At 70.1% G+C, this 20351-nt stretch carries 22 protein-coding genes; 7 read left to right on the forward strand and 15 right to left on the reverse strand.

From position 1 onward, the window contains the following. Positions 1–10: 10 nt before the first annotated feature. Complete coding sequence (locus U8525_RS19930; protein WP_374267856.1) at positions 11–934, reverse strand: alpha/beta fold hydrolase; 924 nt, start codon at positions 932–934, stop codon at positions 11–13. Continuing rightward, the gene (locus U8525_RS19935; RefSeq protein WP_374267857.1) at positions 921–1286 is read right to left on the reverse strand and encodes a MerR family transcriptional regulator; all 366 of its coding nucleotides are present in this window, start codon (positions 1284–1286) and stop codon (positions 921–923) included. The genes U8525_RS19930 and U8525_RS19935 overlap by 14 nt, the downstream gene beginning before the upstream one ends. 182 nt (positions 1287–1468) lie before the next feature. Here U8525_RS19935 and U8525_RS19940 point away from each other — a divergent pair, with 182 nt between their 5' ends. Then, positions 1469–2650: a sugar MFS transporter gene (locus tag U8525_RS19940; protein ID WP_374267858.1), complete on the forward strand. Its 1182-nt coding sequence runs from the start codon at positions 1469–1471 to the stop codon at positions 2648–2650. A gap of 9 nt (positions 2651–2659) precedes the next feature. Here U8525_RS19940 and U8525_RS19945 read toward each other — a convergent pair whose 3' ends face one another. From U8525_RS19945 to U8525_RS19965, 5 genes are all read right to left on the reverse strand, one after another. Next, complete coding sequence (locus U8525_RS19945) at positions 2660–4033, reverse strand: metallophosphoesterase (protein WP_374267859.1); 1374 nt, start codon at positions 4031–4033, stop codon at positions 2660–2662. Between the two features lie 15 nt (positions 4034–4048). After that, positions 4049–5518: a hypothetical protein gene (locus tag U8525_RS19950; RefSeq protein ID WP_374267860.1), complete on the reverse strand. Its 1470-nt coding sequence runs from the start codon at positions 5516–5518 to the stop codon at positions 4049–4051. A 430-nt stretch (positions 5519–5948) separates the two neighbouring features. After that, entirely contained in the window at positions 5949–6050 is a 102-nt protein-coding gene (locus U8525_RS19955) for a DUF6229 family protein (protein WP_374267862.1), read from the reverse strand. Between the two features lie 168 nt (positions 6051–6218). Continuing rightward, complete coding sequence (locus tag U8525_RS19960) at positions 6219–7994, reverse strand: DEAD/DEAH box helicase (RefSeq protein ID WP_374267863.1); 1776 nt, start codon at positions 7992–7994, stop codon at positions 6219–6221. A gap of 91 nt (positions 7995–8085) precedes the next feature. Beyond that, on the reverse strand, positions 8086–8856 hold the full coding sequence (locus U8525_RS19965; protein WP_374267864.1) for a sporulation protein: 771 nt from the start codon (positions 8854–8856) through the stop codon (positions 8086–8088). Positions 8857–9007: 151 nt separating this feature from the next. Between U8525_RS19965 and U8525_RS19970 the strand changes: the two genes are divergently transcribed. Further along, positions 9008–10123, forward strand: coding sequence for a Gfo/Idh/MocA family protein (locus U8525_RS19970; protein WP_374267865.1), 1116 nt, complete (start codon positions 9008–9010; stop codon positions 10121–10123). Between the two features lie 3 nt (positions 10124–10126). Here U8525_RS19970 and U8525_RS19975 read toward each other — a convergent pair whose 3' ends face one another. Next, positions 10127–10582 carry a MarR family winged helix-turn-helix transcriptional regulator gene (locus U8525_RS19975; protein WP_374267866.1) on the reverse strand — a complete coding sequence of 152 codons (456 nt, stop codon included), beginning with the start codon at positions 10580–10582 and terminating at the stop codon, positions 10127–10129. A 126-nt stretch (positions 10583–10708) separates the two neighbouring features. On the opposite strand from U8525_RS19975, the gene U8525_RS19980 reads away from it, so the two are divergent. Continuing rightward, positions 10709–11116 (forward strand): PaaI family thioesterase, encoded by a 408-nt coding sequence (locus U8525_RS19980; RefSeq protein ID WP_374267867.1) that lies wholly within the window; start codon positions 10709–10711, stop codon positions 11114–11116. Between the two features lie 7 nt (positions 11117–11123). Here the strand turns inward: U8525_RS19980 and U8525_RS19985 are convergent, their stop codons facing one another. Beyond that, positions 11124–11633, reverse strand: coding sequence for a DUF2267 domain-containing protein (locus U8525_RS19985; protein WP_374267868.1), 510 nt, complete (start codon positions 11631–11633; stop codon positions 11124–11126). A 227-nt stretch (positions 11634–11860) separates the two neighbouring features. Here U8525_RS19985 and U8525_RS19990 point away from each other — a divergent pair, with 227 nt between their 5' ends. From U8525_RS19990 to U8525_RS20005, 4 genes are all read left to right on the forward strand, one after another. After that, positions 11861–12061 carry a hypothetical protein gene (locus U8525_RS19990; protein WP_374267869.1) on the forward strand — a complete coding sequence of 67 codons (201 nt, stop codon included), beginning with the start codon at positions 11861–11863 and terminating at the stop codon, positions 12059–12061. A 384-nt stretch (positions 12062–12445) separates the two neighbouring features. Beyond that, on the forward strand, positions 12446–13075 hold the full coding sequence (locus U8525_RS19995; RefSeq protein ID WP_374267870.1) for a DUF6310 domain-containing protein: 630 nt from the start codon (positions 12446–12448) through the stop codon (positions 13073–13075). Positions 13076–13094: 19 nt separating this feature from the next. Further along, on the forward strand, positions 13095–13820 hold the full coding sequence (locus U8525_RS20000) for a DUF5953 family protein (RefSeq protein WP_374267871.1): 726 nt from the start codon (positions 13095–13097) through the stop codon (positions 13818–13820). 25 nt (positions 13821–13845) lie between these two features. Further along, positions 13846–14346, forward strand: coding sequence for a hypothetical protein (locus tag U8525_RS20005; RefSeq protein WP_374267872.1), 501 nt, complete (start codon positions 13846–13848; stop codon positions 14344–14346). Positions 14347–14399: 53 nt separating this feature from the next. Here the strand turns inward: U8525_RS20005 and U8525_RS20010 are convergent, their stop codons facing one another. From U8525_RS20010 to U8525_RS20035, 6 genes are read right to left on the reverse strand one after another with little or no spacing between them, the layout of a single operon-like run. After that, positions 14400–15410 carry an MlaD family protein gene (locus tag U8525_RS20010; RefSeq protein WP_374267873.1) on the reverse strand — a complete coding sequence of 337 codons (1011 nt, stop codon included), beginning with the start codon at positions 15408–15410 and terminating at the stop codon, positions 14400–14402. Beyond that, positions 15403–16146 (reverse strand): ATP-binding cassette domain-containing protein, encoded by a 744-nt coding sequence (locus U8525_RS20015; RefSeq protein ID WP_374267874.1) that lies wholly within the window; start codon positions 16144–16146, stop codon positions 15403–15405. Before U8525_RS20015 ends, U8525_RS20010 begins: the two co-directional genes overlap by 8 nt. Continuing rightward, positions 16143–16889, reverse strand: a complete 747-nt coding sequence (locus U8525_RS20020) for an MlaE family ABC transporter permease (protein WP_374267875.1) — start codon at positions 16887–16889, stop codon at positions 16143–16145. The genes U8525_RS20015 and U8525_RS20020 overlap by 4 nt, the downstream gene beginning before the upstream one ends. After that, the gene (locus U8525_RS20025) at positions 16886–17665 is read right to left on the reverse strand and encodes an MlaE family ABC transporter permease (RefSeq protein ID WP_374267876.1); all 780 of its coding nucleotides are present in this window, start codon (positions 17663–17665) and stop codon (positions 16886–16888) included. The genes U8525_RS20020 and U8525_RS20025 overlap by 4 nt, the downstream gene beginning before the upstream one ends. 19 nt (positions 17666–17684) lie before the next feature. Next, a complete protein-coding gene (locus U8525_RS20030) occupies positions 17685–18383 on the reverse strand; it encodes an ABC transporter ATP-binding protein (protein WP_374267877.1) in 699 nt (232 codons plus the stop codon). Between the two features lie 3 nt (positions 18384–18386). After that, a complete protein-coding gene (locus tag U8525_RS20035; RefSeq protein WP_374267878.1) occupies positions 18387–20258 on the reverse strand; it encodes a MopE-related protein in 1872 nt (623 codons plus the stop codon). Between the last annotated feature and the right edge of the window lie 93 nt (positions 20259–20351).

The raw sequence follows: 20351 nt of genomic DNA on the forward strand, positions 1-20351 counted from the left end.
CCGCGCGCCGTCAGCGCAACCCGTCCAGCAGTGCCGCCAGCCGCTGGGGCTGGGACGCGAAGGGCGAATGCGACGTGTCCAGCGTGTCCACGGTGAAGGCGTTGCCGGGCGTGAAGGCGTCTGCCTCGCGGATCATCAGGTCCTGGAGCGCGGGGACCAGGGCGCGATCCCGGGCGCAGCGCAGGTAGCTGCGGGGGAGGCGGCCCCAGCGCTCCTTCGTGGCGCCGACCTTGTCCGTCCACAGGGACAGCGGGAGGTCGGGCGTCAGGGTGAGCGCGAAGGGCAGGAAGGCCGCGGCGTCCACGTCGTGGTAGTAGCCCGCGCGCAGGGCCTCCCGGTACGCCGCGTCGCCGCGAGGGTTGATCCGCACCGCGCCCAGCTTCGCGGCGTCTCCGACGAACAGCCCTGCACCGTAGGAGGTATGGGCCTCGGGCAGGGCGCCGTAGCCGCTGGCACTCTGGAGGCGCAGCGGGACGTAGGCGCTCAGGTACACCAGTCGCTCGATGAGGTGCGGGGCCTTCTCCGCCGCGCGGGTGATGACGGTGCCACCCGCGCTGTGTCCCACGAGGACGGGCCTGCCACCGCCCTGGAGCCTCTGGAGCGCCGCGACCACGGCGTCCGCGCAGGTGTCCAATGTGATGTCCGCCTGGGGCGAGCGCTCCTCCTTGAACCGCGCCGCGTCGCCCGTGAGGTAGGACGTGGGGAAGCGCGCGTTGAGGCCGTGGCCGGGCAGGTCGAGGGTCACGACCCGGTGCCCCTTCGCGGAGAGCGCCTCCGAGACGCGCGTCCAGTGCAGGGCGTTGTGCCACGCACCGTGGACCAGGAGGAACGTGCTGGCCTTGCGGGGTGCCTTCGAGGGCGCTGCCGCGAGGCCGATGCCGGGCAGGATGCCCGCGCCCGACAGGGCGGCCTTCATCACGTCACGACGGTTCATGGGGGACTCGTTCGTTGGGGGGAAGCACGGAGAGGAGCCGTTCCCGCACGCGGGCGAGGTCAAAGAGCTGCCTCTCGACCTCCGCCAGGCGTTCCCGGTGAGCGGCCAGTGCGTCAGGGCAGATGGCGTCCGTGACCTGCCGGAGCATGCAGGGCGGGAAGGTGGCGATCTCCTCCACCGAGAATCCCAGGCGGATCATCCGCGCCACCTGGAGGACCTGGGAGACGGCAATCGCGTCGAAGTCGCGGTAGCCGTTGTCACGGCGGTGTGAGGTGAGGAGCCCGGCCTTGTCGTAGTGGCGGATGGAGCGCGCGCTGCTGCCCGTGCGCCGGGCGAGTTCTCCGATGTTCATCCTGTTCTCCCGCCTCCGGAGGTCAGGTCTCCACCACCTCGTCCCTGGAGACGCCATGGCCGGGAGCTTCGGGCCTGACACTGATGTCAAGGTCAAGACCCCGGCTGGGGAACGTGACCGTGTTGTCCCCACGAGATGCCTGACCGCGATCTAGGGTGCGCCGCGTGAGTGTCTCCTCGCCCGTGCCCCGTCCGCGTCCCGCGCTTCTCACGCTTGCCTACCTCGCGTTCATCAGCCTGGGGTTGCCGGACGCGGTGCTGGGGGTCGCGTGGCCGTCGCTGCGCGCCACCTTCGGCCTGTCGCAGGCGGCGATGGGCGCCATCCTCGGGACGGCGGCGGTCGCCTATTTCATCTCAGGGCTGCTCGCGGGCCGGCTGATGCGGGCCATGAACCTGGGGCTCTTGCTGGCGCTGAGCACCGGCTCGGTGGCGCTGGGGCTCATGGGCTACTCCACGGTGCCTCGATTCGTCCTGCTCCTGGCCGCCGCGTGCTTCATCGGCTTCGGCTCGGGCGCCATCGACTCCGCGCTCAACAACTACGCGGCGCAGAACTTCGGGCCCAAGCACATGGCCTGGTTGCACGCGGCCTATAGCGTGGGCGCGGCGCTGGGGCCGGTGCTGATGACCGCGCTGCTCGCGCGAGGGGCGGGGTGGCGGACGGGCTACGCGGTCCTCGCGGGAGTGCTGGGGGGGCTGGCCCTGACGTTCCTGCTCATGCGCCGTCTGTGGGAGGCGCCCGCGGGCACGCCAGGACAAGCGCCACCAGGAGCGGGGCCCACCGCGTCCGCGCTGGAGGCCGTGCGCCGGCCCCGGGTGTGGCTTCAGGTCTTCACGTTCTTCCTCTACACGGGCGTCGAGGTGACGGCCGGTCAGTGGAGCTTCACGGTGCTCACGGAAGGCCGGGGCATGCACACCGCCGCGGCGGGCACCTGCGTGAGCCTCTACTGGGGCAGCCTGCTGGTGGGGCGCGTCCTCTCCGGCTTCGTCGTCGAGCACATCGGGCCGGTGCGGATGCTGCGCGGGAGCACGACGCTGGGCGTGGTGGGCACGCTCCTGTTCGCCATCCCCGCCGTGCCGCCCGCGCTGGGGCTCTCGCTGCTGGGGCTCGCGCTGGCGCCCATCTTCCCGGCCCTGATGTCGGAGACGCCGCGCCGCGTGGGGCTGGAGGTCTCCGCGCATGCCGTGGGCTTCCAGGTCAGCGCGGCCACCGCGGGCGTGGCGGCCGTGCCGAGCCTCGCGGGCATCATCGCGGAGCGGTGGGGGCTCCAGCTCATCGCCCCCTACATGCTCGGGGTGGCCGTGCTGCTGGCCGTGCTGCACGGCGTGCTGTCCGCCGTGGCCGACCGGCCTCGCCTGTCCCGCTGAGCGCGGGGCTCAGCCTCCGGCAGCCAGGTCCGCGCTGCGCAACGTCTTCGGGCCCTGCGCCGTCCATTGCGAGAGCCGCAGCGTCGCGCCCTGCCTCGCCGCGCGTGGCTCCACCTCCACGAACGTGAAGCGCTGCTCCAGCGTCGCGTGCTGCTGCTTCGCGGGGTCCAGCGATGGGTTGACCTGGAGCTCCGCCAGGTATTCGCCCCACTCCTCATCGGAGGCCTCCGGAGCGGGGAGCCGCAGGAGGGAGATCCACGTGCCGGTGTTGGCGTAGAGGGGGCCGCTGCCCTCGTGCCAGCGGGCCGCGTGCGTGTGGCCCATCACCACCGCCTGGGGGTTGTACTTCTTGCCCAGCCGCGCGGTCTCCGCGAGCTCGTCCTTGCCCGGCTCCAGCGCGAAGTAGTCCGTCCCGCTCCGTCCCGCGACCGCGCGGTGGAGGCGCGCATAGAGCGCGAAGCCCGCCTTGGCCAGCTTCAGCCGGGCGCGGCCCAGGGCCTCCGGGGTGTCGAAGGCGTTGAGCTGCTCCGGGTCGAGCACCGACAGCAGCGCGTCCACCTCGTCGTCCTTCAGGTCCACCCGCGCCAGGCTGCGCGCCAGGTGCACATCCGCGTCCGAGCTGCCCACCCCATCCATCGGTTCGAGCGCGAACGCCGGCGCGAGCCCCCGGTTCTCCAAGAGGCGCCGGATGAGCGTGAGCGTCCCGGAGGTGAACAGGACCTTGAGCGCGTCCGGCTTCACGCCGAGCGCCACCATCACCGCGCCCTCGAAGTCCGGCTTGAGCAGGTCCATGTACCGCATGCGGTGCTGGTGCTTGAGCGGGTTGAGCAGCGTCTTCACCAGCACCGAGCCCGGTGGATAGCGGAAGCGGTTCGCCCGCTCCGGCGAGAGGAGCGCCGCGTAGTCGATGCGGTTCGCCACGTCGGTGTGCTCGCCGTGCGTGACGAGCACGCGCGATCCGCCGACCTCCAGTTGAAGTGGCGCGGTGCCGTCCCGGAACTCCAGCCGCGACGCCACGTCCCCGGGCTGCCCCAGCGCGGCGCGGATCACCTCCTGGACGTCCGGCAGCGCCAGCTCCAGGTCGTGGTTGCCCACCACCATCGTCGCGCGCCCTCCAGCGGCGAGCACCCGCCCGAGCGCCTTCAACGCGGGCGCGGTCGCCGCGGACGTCACCAGCGCGCGCGCCTGCTCCAGCGTCCGCTGGGGATCCACCGCCAGCGGGTCGTCATTGAGCAGGAAGTCGAAGCTGTCCCCGTTGAGGACGACGTGGGTGGGCGTGCGGGTGAAGGAGTCGAAGAGGGCGGGCAGCTCGGCGGCACCCGCGAAGATGTCGTAGGGGCCCCCATTGCCCAGGTGGAGATCGCTGAGAATGAGCGTTCGCATCGGTCGATGCTCCTTTCACGGAAGCGCCTGCAGGTCGTTGTGCCGGATGCTCACGGCGGGGTCGCCGAGCACCACGTAGTTGCGCGCGTCGTTGCGTTCGATCCACCGGTGCAGCAGCTCGCGCGGCGCGAGATTCCCGTTGGGCGTGTTCGCATCCAGGTGCGTCAGCAGGATGTTGTTGGCGGCGGAGAACCGGTCGCGGAAGTCCTTCAGTGCGTGGCCCACCGGCATCCCCGCCATGATCTTCCAGAGCGTGTTCCTGAACGGGTGGAGGGTCGTCTGGGTCATCTGCAAGGGCCTGATGGAGAAGCCCCAGGCCCGCTCCACGTGGCCAATCACCGCCAGCGCGCCCCCGTTGGGGTGGGCCAGCATCCGCCGGGGCAGGGCCGCGATGAACGGCGCGCTCGCGAGCGCTCCACCGCTGCGCGCGGCGTTGAGCGGAAACTCGTCGTTCGCGGGCGTGCCCATGCCGAAGCAGGCGAAGAAGAAGGCCACCAGGCCATGGAGCCGCGCGTCGTCCTGGAGGTCCGTCGCCGCCACGTAGTGCGCGGGCGCCATCGCGCCAAACCCAGACCAGTCCTGGCTCAGCAGGGCGCCCTGCTTCGTGAGCTGGAGCGGGTCATCCGCCTTGAAGCCGACGCCATGGGACGCGGTAAAGAGCACCGCCGGGCGCACCTCGCGGCCGTGGAGCGCGTCGAGCAGCCATTCGCGGGTCGCGTCGTCCTCGATGGCGTCACGGCTGGCATACCGGAGCTTCGCGGCGACTGTCTTCGCCGGTTGGGGAGGCTGATCCAGCGCCGCCCCCCGGGCCAGCGGAGCGACGAGGCTGTCCGCGCTGAGCTCCGTGGAGCGATCCCCCGGGTGCCTGGGTCCCCACCAGCTCACCTGCCGGTGGTTGGGCACGGAGGCGCCGGTCTCATACGCCACCACGCTCTCCGCGTAGCGCGCGTACTCCTCGGGCGTGTCGAAGGAGAGCCGGCCCACGGCGTATGACAGGGCGAGCGAGTGCTGGACGTCGAACGGGATGACGTCGGGCCCGCCCACGAGCAGGAGGTAGTAGGGCACGACGGTGGGCTCCACGTCGCCGATGGGCGCCCCGTGCCGCTCCAGGAACTGATGGGCCGTCTCCCCGGCCTGGTAGGTGAGGACGTGGCACCGGTCCGCTTCCACGCGCGCGCGCCGGTGGGCGATGAGCGGCTCCAGGCTCTTGCGCAGCGCCTCGGAGGTGGAGGCGGGGAACACGACGCCCCAGCCGGCCTGGGTGAAGTCCTCCGGCGGCGCGTCGGGTGGCAGGCCGAAGCTGAGGCGCATGGGGAAGAGCTCGAGCCACTTCCTCCACGCCTCGAAGTACGCGGCCTCGCCCCGAGGCTCCGCCACCTCCGCGGCCGCGGGCAACGCGATGGGCGGCACCAGGTACTGCCCGGTGACACCATCCATCCCGTTGATGACCAGCGGATCCTCGGGGCCGACGATGGGGCGCTCCACGTTCACCTCCTCCCTGACATCCTAGGCGTCTCCGCTGACCTGGAAAGAGCGGACAGGGGGCCGGCTGTCGGGCCGCTGGCGTTCGGGCCGCCCGGTGTCGCGTGGCGGGCGCGTCCTCAGACACCAGGGCTGGCGTGTCTCCTGTTTCACGGTCTCCCCGTCCCAGGGGACAGGGGGCGCCTTCTTCGTGGTGGCAATCCCTTGCGTTTCGATCGTACCCCGGTGGAGTTGTGGCGTGGAGGCGCAAGCCTTTGGCGGATGTCTGGATTTGACCTGTTTCGTCTGGTGTTGAAGGGCGTGTCTGTGTTCACGTCCGATCCGCGTCCGGTGCGCCTGGCACCCCTCGCCAGGACCGGCCGGCCGCGAGGGAGAACACTCATGCACGGCGCCGGAGGGGTGCTTCAGACGGACGGAGGACGTCCAGACCCGCTCAACAGCACCCCCCGGTGGTGGAGGCGGTGCAGCCGCTGCAACCCGTGTCCGGCACCAGGTTGGACCTGGTGAGCGCCTGCTCCGTGCGCTCACCTCCCACGAAGAGCGGTCCCGCCGGGTTCGTCAGGCCATGGGACTCCTCAGTGTGCCGGCCAGCCAGCCGTGCATCACGTCGTCATCCACACGCTCCTGCGCGTGCACCCGGAGCGCCGGCTAGCGTCGCCGCTGCTGCTGGGACGCGAGCCGGACCTGGACCCGGAGGCGTGCTTCAGTCGCGGGTGTCGCGGCGCACGGTGACCCTGCGGCCGCGCAGCGTGGAGTTCTTCAGCGCGGAGATGATGCGCGCGGCGTCCGGCTCCGGCACCTCCACGATGGAGTACATGTCCGCGATGTGGATCGCGCCGATGCGCGAGGACTCGAGCCCCGCCTCGCCCGCGATGGCGCCCACGAGATCCGCCGGCCGCATGCCCGCCGTGCGCCCCGCGCCGATGAACAGGCGCGTAACGTTCCACTCCGGCGCGCGCTGGGGGCGCGAGGGGCCACGCTCTCCGCGCTCTCCGCGCTCGGGGCGAGGGCCTCGCGCGGGGCGCTCGCCGCGGTCTCCGCGGTCCGCGAACCGGCCCGGCGGCCCGGCGCGTTCCCCGTGCGGGAACTTCCGCTCCTGCGGCGGTGAGACCTGGGGAATCTCCTGCTCGTTGGACTCCTTGCCCTCGTCCTCCTTCTCCTGGAGGAGCTTGATGGCGGCGGCGGCCACGTCCATGACGCTGAACTCGCCGGACAGGTCCTCCGCGATGCCGCGGAAGGCGTCCAGCTCCCCGGCCACGAGCGCCTCGCGCAGGGACGAGCGGATCATCTCCAGCCGGCGCGCGCGCAGGTCCGACACGGTGGGGACCGCGGAGACCTCGATGCGCTGGCCGGTGAGCCGCTCGATGTTGCGCAGGAGGCGGTGCTCGCGGGGCTCCAGCAGGGTGATGGCCACGCCCTCGCGGCCGGCGCGGCCCGTGCGGCCGATGCGGTGCACGTAGGCCTCCGGCGCGTTGGGCACGTCGAAGTTCACCACGTGCGTCAGGCGCGGGATGTCCAGGCCGCGCGCCGCGACGTCCGTGGCGATGAGCAGGTCCGCCGCCTGCGACTTGAACTGCTTGATGACGCGGTCGCGCTGCTCCTGGCTCATGCCGCCGTGGAGCGCGTGCGCGCGCCAGCCCCGGCCGTTGAGGGACGTGGTGAGCTCATCCACCTCCGTGCGCGTGCGGCAGAACACGATGGCCGCGGTGGGGGACTCCAGGTCCAGCACGCGCCCCAGCGTGGCGATCTTGAACGCGCGCGGCACGATGTAGGCCGTCTGCCGGACGCGGGGCATCTCCCCGGCCTCCAGCTTCTCCTTCGCGATGCGCACGCGCACCGGCTCGCGCAGGTGGCGCTCCGCGATGCTGGCGATGCGCGGGGGCAGGGTGGCGGAGAACAGCGCCGTCTGCCGGTCCTCGGGCGTCTCGGAGAGGATGGCCTCCAGGTCGTCCGCGAAGCCCATGTCGAGCATCTCGTCCGCTTCGTCCAGGACCACGGTCTGCACCTGGTCCAGCTTCAGCGTCTTGCGCCGCAGGTGGTCCAGCGCGCGGCCCGGCGTGGCGACGATGACGTCCACGCCGCGCTTGAGCACGCGCAGCTGCCGGCCGATCTCCTGGCCGCCGTAGAGCGGGAGGACGCTCACGCCCAGCTTCTGGCCATAGCGGTGGATGGCCTCGGACACCTGCATGGCCAGCTCACGCGTGGGCACGAGCACCAGCGCGGAGGTGCTGTGCGGCGCGGCGGCGCCGGGCCGCAGGTGCTGGAGGAGCGGAAGCGAAAACGCGGCCGTCTTGCCGGTGCCCGTGGCGGCGATGCCCAGCAGGTCCTTCTCGGCCAGCAGCGGCGGGAGCGAGGCGGCCTGGATGGGGGTGGGCTCTTCGTAGCCGAGCGACGTCAACGCCTCGACGAGCTCGGGCTTGAGCCCGAGGGCGTCGAAGGTGGGGGTTTCGGGGGCAGCGGGAGGCGGGGGAGCTTTCACACGGCGGCTTGTACCACTTCCGCGCCCGGGCGGAGGACTTGGGACGGCGGGTGCGTCCACCCCCGCACGAAGGGCGGGGGTTCCCGGGCTGTCACGTTTCGTTGCGAAGCCGGGGGGCGAGCAGCTCCGCGACCGCCCCTGCCCCCGAGGACAGCTCCGAGGAGGACAGCACGAGCCGTGAGCGCCGGCCGCCGTCCAGCAGCGCGCCCTCCAGGAGGGACGTGAGGCCCCGGGGGCCGCGGTCCAGGTCGAGGACCAGCTCCAGCGCGTCCTCCCGTGGGAACGGCAGGATGGCGAGCGTGCGAGGGGGGCCCTGCCACGAGGGGCCGGCGTGGAACTCCAGCTCCTGCACGAAGGGCTCGTCGCGCCCCAGGGGGCCGCCGGCCTCGCAGTAGGCGTTGCGCCACTGGAAGCCCAACTGCTGGACGGCCTCGAGCACGGTCTGGAGGGAGGGGTGGGGCAGGACGTGGATCCGGTCGCTGTCCTCGGGGTTGAGGGCGTTGTCGATGTCGAGCGCCGTCTTGAGCCACACGGGCGTGCCGCGCTCGGTGATGGGCGTGTGGGTGGGGACGCGCAGGGAGAAGGGGAGCTCGCGCTCCTCGTGGGGCTGGAGGGTGAAGGGGGTGGAGACGCGCCAGGTGCGCACGACGGCGTTGAGCGCGCTGCGGCGGTCGTTGTCTCGCTGGAGGTACTGCGCCATCAGGTGCAGCTCGATGCGGTCGATCCGCTGGGCCGTGTGGCCGCCCTGGACGTGGACGAGGCCGCGCAGGTCGCCGCCCGCGCGCACGGTGTCGTGCTCCAGGCGCGTGTCCACGCGCGCGCTGCCAATCCCGAGGCGGGCAAGCATCTTCATGAAGGGCATGGGGTCCTCTGGGAGGACGGCATAGGCCGGATGGGGGCTGCACGAAAGCCCGGGTGCCTGGCTGGCTGCCCATCATGCGGCCCCGGTGCGTGGCTTGCGGGTTGGCCCGACGCGTCACCAGCGTAAAGCCTCACCACGGGAGAGGTGCACGATGGCGCAGGGGACGACCAGGCGGGTGCGGTACGCGGTGGTGGGAGCGGGCAACCTCGCGCAGGTGGCCATCCTCCCGGCGTTCCAGCACGCGGAAGAGAACTCCGAGCTGGTGGCGATCATCTCCTCCGACCAGGCGAAGCGGGACGTGCTCCAGGAGCGGTACGGGGTGGCGCACGTGGGGGGCTACGAGAACCTCGAGCAGGTGCTGCGCGACTCGAAGGCGGACGCGGTCTACCTCGTGGTGCCCAACTCGCTGCACCGGGCCTTCACGGAGCGCGCCGCGCGCGCGGGCGTGCACGTCCTCTGCGAGAAGCCGATGGCGACGACGGTGGAGGACTGCGAGGCGATGATCCGCGTCACGAACGAGCACGACGTGAAGCTGATGATCGCCTACCGGCTGCACTTCGAGGAGGCGAACCTCCGCGCCATCGAGCTGGTGCGCTCGGGGAGGCTGGGGGACCCGCTGGTGTTCTCGGGGACGCTGACGCAGCAGGTGCGCGAAGGGGACATCCGCACGCGCGTGGACGTCGGAGGTGGGGCGCTGCTGGACGAAGGGCCATACCCCATCAACGCCGCGCGCTACCTGTTCCGCGACGAGCCGCGCGAGGTCTTCGCGTTCACGGGGGGCGGAAGGGACGGGCGGTTCCACGGCGTGGACGGGTCGGCGTTCGCGCTGATGCGGTTCCCGCATGGACGGGTGGCGCAGTTCGCCATCAGCCACGAGGCCGCCGCCGTGTCGAGCTACCGGCTGGTGGGCACGGAAGGGGACCTCCAGGTGAAGCAGGGCTTCGGCTACGGCACGGACATCCAGCACGAGCTCACGGTGGGGGGAGAGACGGAGACGCGGACGTTCAAGAACAGCGACCAGTTCGCGCCGGAGCTCGTCTACTTCTCGAAGTGCATCCTGGAGGATCGGGATCCGGAGCCCAACGGCATCGAAGGGCTGGCGGACGTGCGCGTCATCGTCGCGCTACAGGAGTCCGCGCGAACGAACAAGCCGGTGAAGCTGGCTCCGTTCGAGAAGCCGAAGCGGCCCACGCTGGAGCAGCTCATCGTCAAGCCGCCGGTGGAGCCGCCAGAGCCGGTGAACGCGCCGGCCCCGGCGGAGGGGTAGCGCTCAAGGCTTGATGCTGTCGTCCGCGACGCCTTCGAGCGCGGCCAGGAGCTTCTTCGTGAGCCGGTCGAAGTCGTCCAGGTCGCGCGCGTCCAGCTCCGCGAACAGGCGCCGGATGATGCGCCTGCGCGCGTCCTCCACCCGTCTGCGCGCGCGCTGCCCTTCCTCCGTCAGCTCGAGGGAGTACTGGCGGCGGTCCGCCTCGCTGCGCTCCCGACGGATCCAGCCGCGTTCAATCAGCGATTCGAGCGCCCGGCCGGTCAGCGTCGGGTCGGTGCCCGTGGCCCGGGCCAGCTCCGCCTGGGAGCTGCGGCCATGCCGGCCGATGTGGCGCAGGAACTTCGCCTGGGCGCTCCCGATGTCGAACGTCCCGTACTCGCGCGCGGCGACCAGCCGCAGGCGCTGGGACAGGGCGCTGAAGCGCTCGAAGAACTCTTCCTCCGGTTCGCGGCGGGGCACGGTCGCAGGCGTACCCGAAAGGTGCGACGGCGGCAACCTGGGGGGGGCGCCTTGACCCCGAATCATGGACCCGTCTATGAATTGCCCATCAAATTGATGGATGGGTCTATCAATCGGGAGGGACGAATGGATGACCTTCAGGAGTTCGCGCGGCAGGTGTTCGCGGCCCAGCCGTTCAGCCAGTTCATCGGAGCGCAGCTCGCGAGCTCCGGGCCGGGGAGCGCGGAGCTGCGACTGGGCATCGTGGACCACCTGAAGCAGCAGCACGGCTTCGTCCACGGCGGCGTGCTCAGCTACCTCGCGGACAACGCCATCACGTTCGCGGGTGGCCTGGCGCTGGGGGGCAACGCGCTGACCTCCGAGTACAAGATCAACTACCTGAAGCCCGCCGTGGGCTCGCTGCTCATCGCGCGGGCCCAGGCGAAGGCCGCCGGCAAGCGGCAGGCCGTGTGCCAGTGCGAGGTCTTCGCCGTGAAGGACGGCGTGGAGACGCTGTGTGCCCTGGCGCAGGGGACGGTGGTCTCCGCGGCCTGAAGGCGCTTCAGGCGGGCCGGGCCCACAGGTCGCGGATGTCCGTCGGAAGCTCTCCGGCGATGTCGTCGCTCTCGCCGTCGGAGATCTGCGCCTGGATGGCGCTGAAGACGGCGCGGATGATGGGCTCGGCGCCCTGGGGCTCCACGCCGAGGTCATCGGCCACCATCTCCAGCATCTCGCCGCGGCCGAACTTCCGGGGCGGCGGCCCGGACTCGTGGCGCGCGCAGCGCACCAGGAGCTCTCGCAGCTTCTGCGGCAGCTGGGCCTCCATGTCGTTGCTCTCTTCACCGAAGAGGCGTTGCTCGAGCACGCAGAGCACGGAGACAGCGGCTTCCTGGGCGGCCTGCTCGCTCTGGAGCTGGCCTACGTCGCGCAGGTACGTGAGGAAGGCCTTGAACGTCTGGGACGTGCGGGACTCATGGCGCATGCGACGGCGCTCGTCGAGCGGGAGGTCCGTCCTGCGCTGGGTGGGGCTTCCTGCCTGCTGCTGGGAGTCGGGGGTGTCTTGCGATGCCATGTCCGTTTCCTCGTTCCTGGGCGTGAGGTCCAACGCCAAAGCTGAAGTGCCCGGGAAGCGGGAGGAAGGCACGCGCCGCCCTGCGAGCCGCCCGCTTCCCGTGGGCGGGGGCTGACGGGAAGCGCCTGCTCCCACCGCCGTCGTCGCCCTTGCCTTGGCGTGGGTCCGTCCGAACCGTGGAGAGAGGGGCCGCATGGCGCGGCCGCTCACCCAAGCGAGGTGTCGAGATGGCCGAGGACCTGTCTCCCAGGGGCGAGGCCCTGCGCAACGCCGCCCGCCGGATCGCGGCACGGCGGGCCGAGGATCCGCGGACGCCCCTGGTTCAAATCATTGGAGAGGCCGCACGCCACTACGACCTGTCTCCCAGCGAGGAGTTGATGCTCCAGGCGGACCTGCTGCCGGAGAGCTCGGAGGCGACGCGATCCTGATTCCTGCGTCGATGCGCGGCGATGGCCGACCGCCGCTGGAGCCATGCGGTTTCAATCCAGGTACCCCTCGACGCGGTTCCCTCGCCTGAGCGAAAAGGCGAGGCCATGCGCTTCGGTCCCTGGCTCGTAATCCTGTTCCAGATGTTGGCCTGTGCCACCCCGGGGCATGGACCTGAAGAACGCGCAGCCCGAAGCCTCCGAGTCGCCAATCTGCGGAGGGCGGCGAAGTTGCCGTGGAGTGACGAGGGACGATGCGTTGTCAGAGAGGCGTCCCAGTCATGGCCGACGCTCGTGGAGCGGTGCTACCCGACCCTTGAGCACGAGCGGGTTCGGTTCAGAGACCCGGAAGGAAGATGCGCTGTCGCCTCTGCGGGGGCGGCAGCCATGGGGCTCGGGATCTGTGTCCTGGCTGCTCCGGAAGTCGTGGTGGGGGCGGTCGTTGTCATCGGGGTGGTGGTCGTTGCGGTCGCCATCCACGAGGCCTTGGCTGCGCATGAGCTGAGCGGCGCCTATCCCGAAGATGAGCGTCCCGCTCCACAGACGAAGCCCGCACTACCGGATCGGTGGGTGGAGCGTCAGCCCCAACCAGAAACATCCGGACAGGACTGGCTGCCGCCGTTGCCACCTGCCCCTGGGACGCGTGAGCGCCGCCCCGAGTGCACGCCTCAGCGAGTGCGGCATCTGGGGGGAAATGACCTGCACAATCAGTGCGCGGACCGCGTGCCCGGGAACGTCCTTCCTGGCTGGGATGTGCTCATCAATGGGAAGCGGTTCGATGCACTCCAGGGCGGAACGCGCACGCTCTGGGAGGCCAAGACGAACGCCATCGAGAATTACAATGCTTTCGTGAGGCGGACAGAGCTTCAGAAGCAGGTAGAGGAAGGCCGACGCGAGCGAGATCTGGCTGCGGCGTGTCACTATGATTTTGTCATCGGAGTGCGTACGGAGGCACATCGGCGGATACTCAAAGAGGCGGCGCCTGACCTACAGGTCGTCGTCATGACGTGGTGCTGAGAAGACGATGATGCACGACATGCTGAGCATCAAGGTGTATGGCCCCGCGCTCAAGGGCGACGACCCGCGTCCTCTGGCGGTCGTTCGCGCCGTGGAACGTTCCTTGCCGGATCTGCGATTGGAGTGGGCCGTTGCCGAGGATCACCAGGTTCACCATGTGTCACAACGAGCGGAATGGCTTGCTCGGGCTCAGAACAGCGGCGGCTTTCCAATGCTCTGTAACAACGACGAGCATTGGCCTGTGACGGTTTTCGGCTTGGGGCTCAGCGCGAACTCAGGGCCTGGGGGCAAGGCGCTGTTCGAGGTCCAGGTGGAACTCCCCATGACCGAGCCAGTGCTCGCGGCCGCAGCGGACCTCCTGGGCGCGGTGGCGGTGAGTGCGAATGCGTTCTGGGGGCACGCGACTCCCTTCGGAGCGAGTGTGGAGATCTCCGGCCAGACGGTCCATCCGCACGAGCCAGGGTCGCCTCCGCGAGGACTGCCAGCGCTCAAGGCCCCAGCTCAGATCCATTCGCCTGAACTTCCACATCGTATCGGGTGGCTGAACTACTGGTCGGAGGCTACTTCACGCGCCATTGGCTTACCGGAGTCCGCACGTGATGTCGGATGGATCTCTCGGCCACTGGAGGGTGGGTGGCTGGTTCAGCTTACCGAGGCGCCCCTGGACTTGGAGCGGCCCGAGCACCTTGCGTCGCTCCGACATGCCTATGAGCGCTTCCCTGCGATTGGTGGGCAATCCAAGTGAGCGCGCTCATGCTAGATGTCCGACCATGAACATCGTTCGACTGTCGGTCGTTTGCGCGGGTGCGGCGTTCCTGGTGGTGGGATGTGGGGGGCGCCGGCGCAACTCCAAGGTGGACTTCTCCCAGATGGGACCGTCCATCAACGCGAAGCGCTACGCGAACCTGGAGAGGATCGCCGCCAGGGATCTCAAGTGCGATGTGGAGCTGACGCCGCAATACCTGGGTGAAAACCAGTACCAGATGATTGGCTGCAACACCGAGGGCGTCTACGAGTTGCGCTGTGTGATGGGCCAGTGCCACTGGATTCCCGATGTGAGGCTTCGCGCGGAGTTCGACCTGGGCTGTGGGAAGTCCGAGCTCCAGACGTCCAAGCTGGATCGCGTGACGACCGGCGTCGCGGGCTGTGGGAAGCGCGCGACGTACCGGCTGAGTCATGGGTACTCGTGGATCCTGAACTCGCCCGTGGCCGAGGATGCGACGCCCGCTCCAGCGCCCGCGAGCGAAGTGCCGGTGCCGACCACGCTTTGACTTGAAGCGCAGGGCCGCAGGAACCTGGGCGCTGGATCCCGGCCAGCGGCCGCTCAGTCCTTCCAGAGGATCTTCCACGGGTGCTTGCGCAGGTCGGTGACCAGGGTCTTCAGCTCATCGTAGAAGGCCGGGTCCTTCAGCAGCGCTCCGCCTGTCCCTTCGCCTGCGTCCAGCTGTCCGAGGATCCGATCCGCCTTGGTCGCGATCTGCTCCAGTTGACCCGCCGCCGCCGTGAAGCGCTGGAGGGCCAGCTTCACCTGCTGGCCGTCCTCGGGCGTCAGCGGGCCTGTCACCGCCGCCAGGCCATCCAACGTCGCTCCGGCGGACCTCGTCAGCCCGGGGAGGTCCTTTCGCATCAGCGCCGCCACGGCGGAGGCGTCGTCCAGGAGCCGGGCTCCCTTGCCGCCGGGCTGCATGGATTCCTTCGCCAACTGCGCGAGCTGCCGCAGGTCCTTCGACGCCGCCGCCAGCTCCGTGGCCAGGACCCTCACGTCGCCTTGGTTCTCCGTCAGGACCTGGTCCAGCGTCTTCGCCAGTCGCGACACGTTGGCGGCCAGGCCGGTCACGGCCTCCGGGTCCTTCTCCAGCATGTCCGACAGCAGCGTCACGAACTTGGACAGCTGCTCCGACAGCAAATCCAGACGCGGCGCATCCACGCCTCGCAACGCCTCGGTCTCCGGCAGCGGTGCGTCCGCGTTGCCAGGGTTCAACTCCAGATACGGCTCACCCAGGAGGCCCACTGTCGCCACCGTGACCCGGGCGTCCTTGCGCAGCGCGCCCCTTGCCGCGGGCTCCACGGACAGGTCCATGCGGACGGGGAGGGGGAGGCCCTTCGCGTCCCGTCGGTCCGCCAGGAGATGGATGGTGTCCACCTTGCCCACCTGGACGCCTCCCAGCTTCACCGGGGCTCCCTGCACCACATTGCCCGTGTGCCCGAAGTCCACCTCCAGCCTGGCGCCCCGGCCCAGCGTCAGCTCCCCCATCAACCAGAGCAACACCAGCACGCCCACCAGCGTCGCGAGCACCAGCGCCCCGACCTTCAACTCCAGCCGTTGCTCATCCATCCGTCGCGCCCTCCATGAACGGCGCCGTCAGCGTCCGCAGCTCCGGGGCAGGGGACTTCAGGAACCCCTCGGGGCTCCCCAGGTACGCATTGCGCCCCTTCGCCACCACCAACACCCGGTCCGCGATGTCTCTCAACTGCCGGTAGTCGTGCGACACCACCAGCGCCCCCAGGCCCAGTTCCTTCAACGACGCCAACACCGCCTCCACCTGCATCGCCGCCCTCCGGTCCAATCCCGTCGTCGGCTCGTCCAGCAGCAGGTAGCGCGGCTTGAGCACGAGCGCCCTCGCGATGGCCGCGCGCTTCTTCGCTCCCGGCCCCAGCTCCGGCGGCAGTCGGTCCGCCCACTCCTTCAGGCCCACCTTCTCCAGCGCCGTCTCCACGGCGTCCTCGGGCGCGCTCGGAGCCGCGAGGCGTACATTCTCTCGCAGCGTCCTCCAGTCCAGCAGCGCGGGGCCCTGCACCAGGTACGGCGCCCTGCGGCGGAGCGTCACCAGCGTCCGCTCCGGCTGGGTGTCCACGCGCTCACCGAACAGCGTCACCGTGCCGGCCCCTGGCTTCAACAACCCCACGGCCAGCCGGCACAGCACGCTCTTGCCGGAGCCGCTCGCTCCCGCGATGAACGTCAGCTCCCGCGTGGAGACCCGCGCGCTCAGGCCGTCCAGCACGCGGCGGCCTTGTTCGAAGGCGATCGCCACGTCCTCGAAGACCAGCGTGTCCGGACCGGTGTCACTCACAGGCGCACGAACTGGAACGCAAGCGACACCGTCAGGTCAATCAACAGGCATCCCAGGCTGGCCGCCACCACGCCGTTCGTCGTGGCCTCGCCCACCGCCTCCGCGCCGCCCCGGGCGTTCAACCCCGCCACCGCCGCCGCGAGCGGGATGTAGAGCCCGCATCCCACCACCTTCAGCCCTCCCACCAGCAGATCCCATCCATCCACGTACCTCGCGTCCATGAACGCCCGGCCGTCGATGTTCAACGCCACGCTCGCCACCAGCACCGCCGACGCCGTCGCCGCGATCGTCCCCAGCACGCACAGCAGCGGCACCCCCACCACCCCCGCCACCAGCCGGGGCGCCACCAGATCCGCGTGAGGATCCCCCGCGGACATCTCCAGCGCCTCCACCTGCTCGTTCACGCTCATCGTGGCCAGCTCCGCCGAGTGGCTGGCCCCCGCTCGCGACGCTGTCAGCAGCGCGGAGACCGCCGGGCCCAACTCGCGGATGATCATCTCGAAGTAGGCCGGGCCCAGCACCGCCACGTTGCCGATCAGCTTCTTCGCCTGCGCGTTGGCGATCATCACCAGCACCGCCCCGAAGAAGGCCATGCCCGACATCACCAGCCACACGCTGCGCCCGCCCAGCTCGTGCACCTGCGCCAGGGTTTCGCGCCACGGGATTCCGTCCCGCATGCCCGCCCGCACCGTGCGCACCAGCATCACCCCCGGCGCTCCGAAGAAGGCCAGCGCCCGCTTCATGCCAGCCACCGCGCCAGCAGCGGCGTGAGCAGGAAGTCCAACAGGAAGATGGCCGCGCAGCCCAGCACCACCGCGCTCGCCGCGGCCTCTCCCACGGCGCGGGCGCCTCCCTTCGCGCGGAGGCCCACCGCCGTGGACACCAGCGAGATGGCCAGCCCGAACGCCCCCGTCTTCACCACGCCCCCCAGGATGTCGGATGGGCTCAGCATCTGCGCGAACGTCTGGAAGAACACCCGCACCGGCAGCTCCAACGTCAGCTTCGCCGCCACCGCCTCGCACAGGATGGACACCAGGAACGTGAACGTGCTCAGCGCCAGCATGCTCAGCTCCATTGCCACCACCCGGGGCGCCACCAGCAGCGCGAACGGATCCAGGCCGATGCCTCGCAGGCCCTCGATCTGTCCGCCCACCTTCAGCGTGGCCAGCTCCGCCGCGTTCCTCGCGCCGATGCGCGCGGACATGATCAGCCCCAGGAGCAACGGGCCGAACTCCCACAGCACGCCGTAGCCCGCCGCCCAGCCCAGGAAGGCCCTCGCCCCGAAGCGCTGGACGTAGAGCGCCGCCTGCACCACCACGATGACGCCCGCCAGCGCCGCCGTCGCCAGCGCCAGGGGCAGTGACCCGTAGCCGAACTGCACCAGACCGCGCGCCAGCTCGCGCCGCTCCAGCCTGCGCAGGCCCCAGGCCGTGCGGCCCGCGACCAGGGCCAGCGCGCCCACGCCGCCCACCGCCCGCATCGCCGAGCGTCCCAGCCAGGACAGGGCGGCGGTGCTCACGGATGAAGGAACCGCGAAGTCATGCGAGGGCCTCGTCCGGCGCGCGCTCGAGCTCTGGCGCCGGAGCTCCATCGTGCACCAGTCGGCCGCCTCGCAGGTACAACCAGCGGGGCAGGGGCAGGTCCACCGGCGCTTCCGGCGCCGCCACCAGCAGCGTTCCCTGGCCGGCGACCTCCAGGAGCACCCTCGCCACCTGCCTCGCGGTGCCCGGATCCAGGCCCGCGAACGGATCATCCGCGAGCAGCACCGCCGGCCGCGCGGCGATGGCCCTCGCGAGCCCTGCGCGCTTCTTCATGCCGCCGGACAGCCGCTCCGGCAGCGTGTCCGCCGCGTCCGCCAGCCCCACCGATCGCAGCACCGCGTCCGTCCGCTCGCGCGCTGTTGCCTCCGGCACGCGACGGCGGAGCAGCGGCTGCATCACGTTCTGCCGCACCGTCAGCGAGTCGAAGAGCGCGTCCGTCTGGAACACGAAGCCGAACGACGCCTGCTGCCCGCGCCGCTCCGGCGCCGAGAGCCGGGCGACGTCCTGCCCATCCCACGTCACCCGGCCGGAGGAGGGGCGCAGGAGGCCCGCGAAGGCCTTCAGGAGCGTCGTCTTGCCCGACCCCGAGCGGCCCAGCACCAGCGCCTGCGTGCCGGGCGGGACGTGACAGTCCGTAGGCTCCAGCACCGTCCGGGCGCCGTAGCGGATGCAGAGGGCTTCGGCGCGCAGGTCCATGGCTCAGCGGCGGTAGAAGAACTGGTAGACGCCCTGGTCACCCGATGCGCCCAACTGCGTGGGCGAAGTGCCATCGAGGGCGCGCAGCGCTCTCGTTCCTGAATAGACAGTCGCCCAGTTCTTGCCGTCGAAGAACTGCACGGTGCCTCCTGAGGCAGTGGCGGTGGTCACGTAAACCGCATTCTGCCCGAAGGCTTGCACGTCAGTGAGGTCGGGCTCCGACGGCACCGAGGGCAGTCTCCGCCAGACTCCATGGTTGCGCTCCAGGACGACGCCCTTGTCGCCTACGGCATAGACGTAGTTCTCATTCACCACGCTCACGCCCCTCAGATAGATGCTGGGGAGACCCGCGGGGAGCGTCTCTTCCTCCCAGAGCCCACTGGCCGGATTGAACCGGAGCACGCGAGGCTGCGGATCCGAAACGTCAAAATCCTTCGCGCCGACCGCGAACATCCGTTCAACGCCACCGGCCGCATGGATCGCGCGGAGGTTGATACCCGTGGCCGCGCTCTGCATAGGAGCGGTTCCCGGCGTCCATTGGAAGATGTTGCCATTGCCCGCCACGGCATAGGTCGTCGGCGGGAAGCCGGCCGCGTTGAATCCGACAACCCCCGTGAAATCCACGCCGCTGCCAGCGACGGTGACCGAGGTGCAGTCCGATTGTGCCGCGGTCTTGCTGGCCAGCTTGCCCCCCGTGCCCGCCAGGATCAGCCGTCCCGCGTTGCTGACCCATGCCGCCGACCAGCTTCCAGTGCAGGTGGACCAGGTCGTCCCTCCGTCATTTTGGAGCTTCAGCACGTTGCCTTGGAGGTCGAGTCCTGCCACCCCCGCGAGCCACGCGAAATCCTGGCTGATGGCGAGGGCATTCCAGCGAGCCCGATTCACGGCCCCTGGGTCGCCCTGCCAGTTCAAGTCGCAGGTGATGCTGTCGTCCACGCGGCCATTGCAGTCATTGTCCAGGCGGTCGCACACCTCGGCTCGCCCCCTGTTCACGTACTCAGTGCTCTCATCGCAGTCGGAGAACTCCTGGACCGTGCCCCCGGGCTGCGGTCCGCAGGTCACGCCTCCGTCCGCGCCTGCCTGTCCATCTCCGTCCTCATCGAAGTAGTAGGCCGTGGGAGTGACGGCGCTGTTGCAGACGACTCCGCCATCCGTCGTGTCGCAGGCACTCACTCCGGAACACGCGAACGCGTTCTTGCAGTCTCCCCCCACGTTGAAGGCCTCATCGACCTCGCCGTTGCAGTTGTCGTCCTGTCCGTCGCAGCGGAACTCCTCCTGTCCGGGGTGCACCTGGCCGTCGTTGTCGTTGCAGTCCTTCCCGTTGCTGGCGCTGTTGAACGAAGGCGGGTGGCAGGACGCGGGCTGCGGTCCGAGGGTGCTGCTGCCGTACGTGTCGCCGTCCGCGTCGAAGTACCAGATCCGGGCCCCCCCGACCGACGTGTCGTCGTCGTTGCAGTCCGTGCCCCCCTCGTCCTGCGCGACGAACCCGTCCCCATCCGAGTCCGTGGCGCTCAGGTCCAGGGACACCGGCGTGATTCCATTCTTTGCGAGGCTCGCGGTGGTCTCATCGGTCACCACCTGGGCGCCCTCACAGTCCTGCTCCTTCGCTGCGGCCAGGAGCTTCACGCCGTGGCTCCAGCCGGCCTGGCGGAACACCGCCACGGACAGTGTGCCCGGAGGCGGATCCGAGGGGACATTCACGTTCGTCGTGGCGTACCGCGACGCGTCCGCTTGATCCGTGACGGTCAGCGTCACGCACCCCGGCCGAAATCCTTCGTAATGAATTTCGACCCTCAAGGCGGCGGTCTTGAGGTCGTCCCCCTTGGAACAGCCGGCGAGGACGCCCGCGAGTACGGCGAGCAGGAATAAACGCATGGGACACGCATTCTGGGGCGCGCCCCACACCCGGAGTGGGGCGATGTCGCCACCCGTCGGCATTTCAACCCGAGAGCCTTCTCCCTCGACCCT

Origin of the sequence: Corallococcus sp. RDP092CA (assembly GCF_041903675.1) — a bacterium.
Taxonomy (GTDB): domain Bacteria; phylum Myxococcota; class Myxococcia; order Myxococcales; family Myxococcaceae; genus Corallococcus.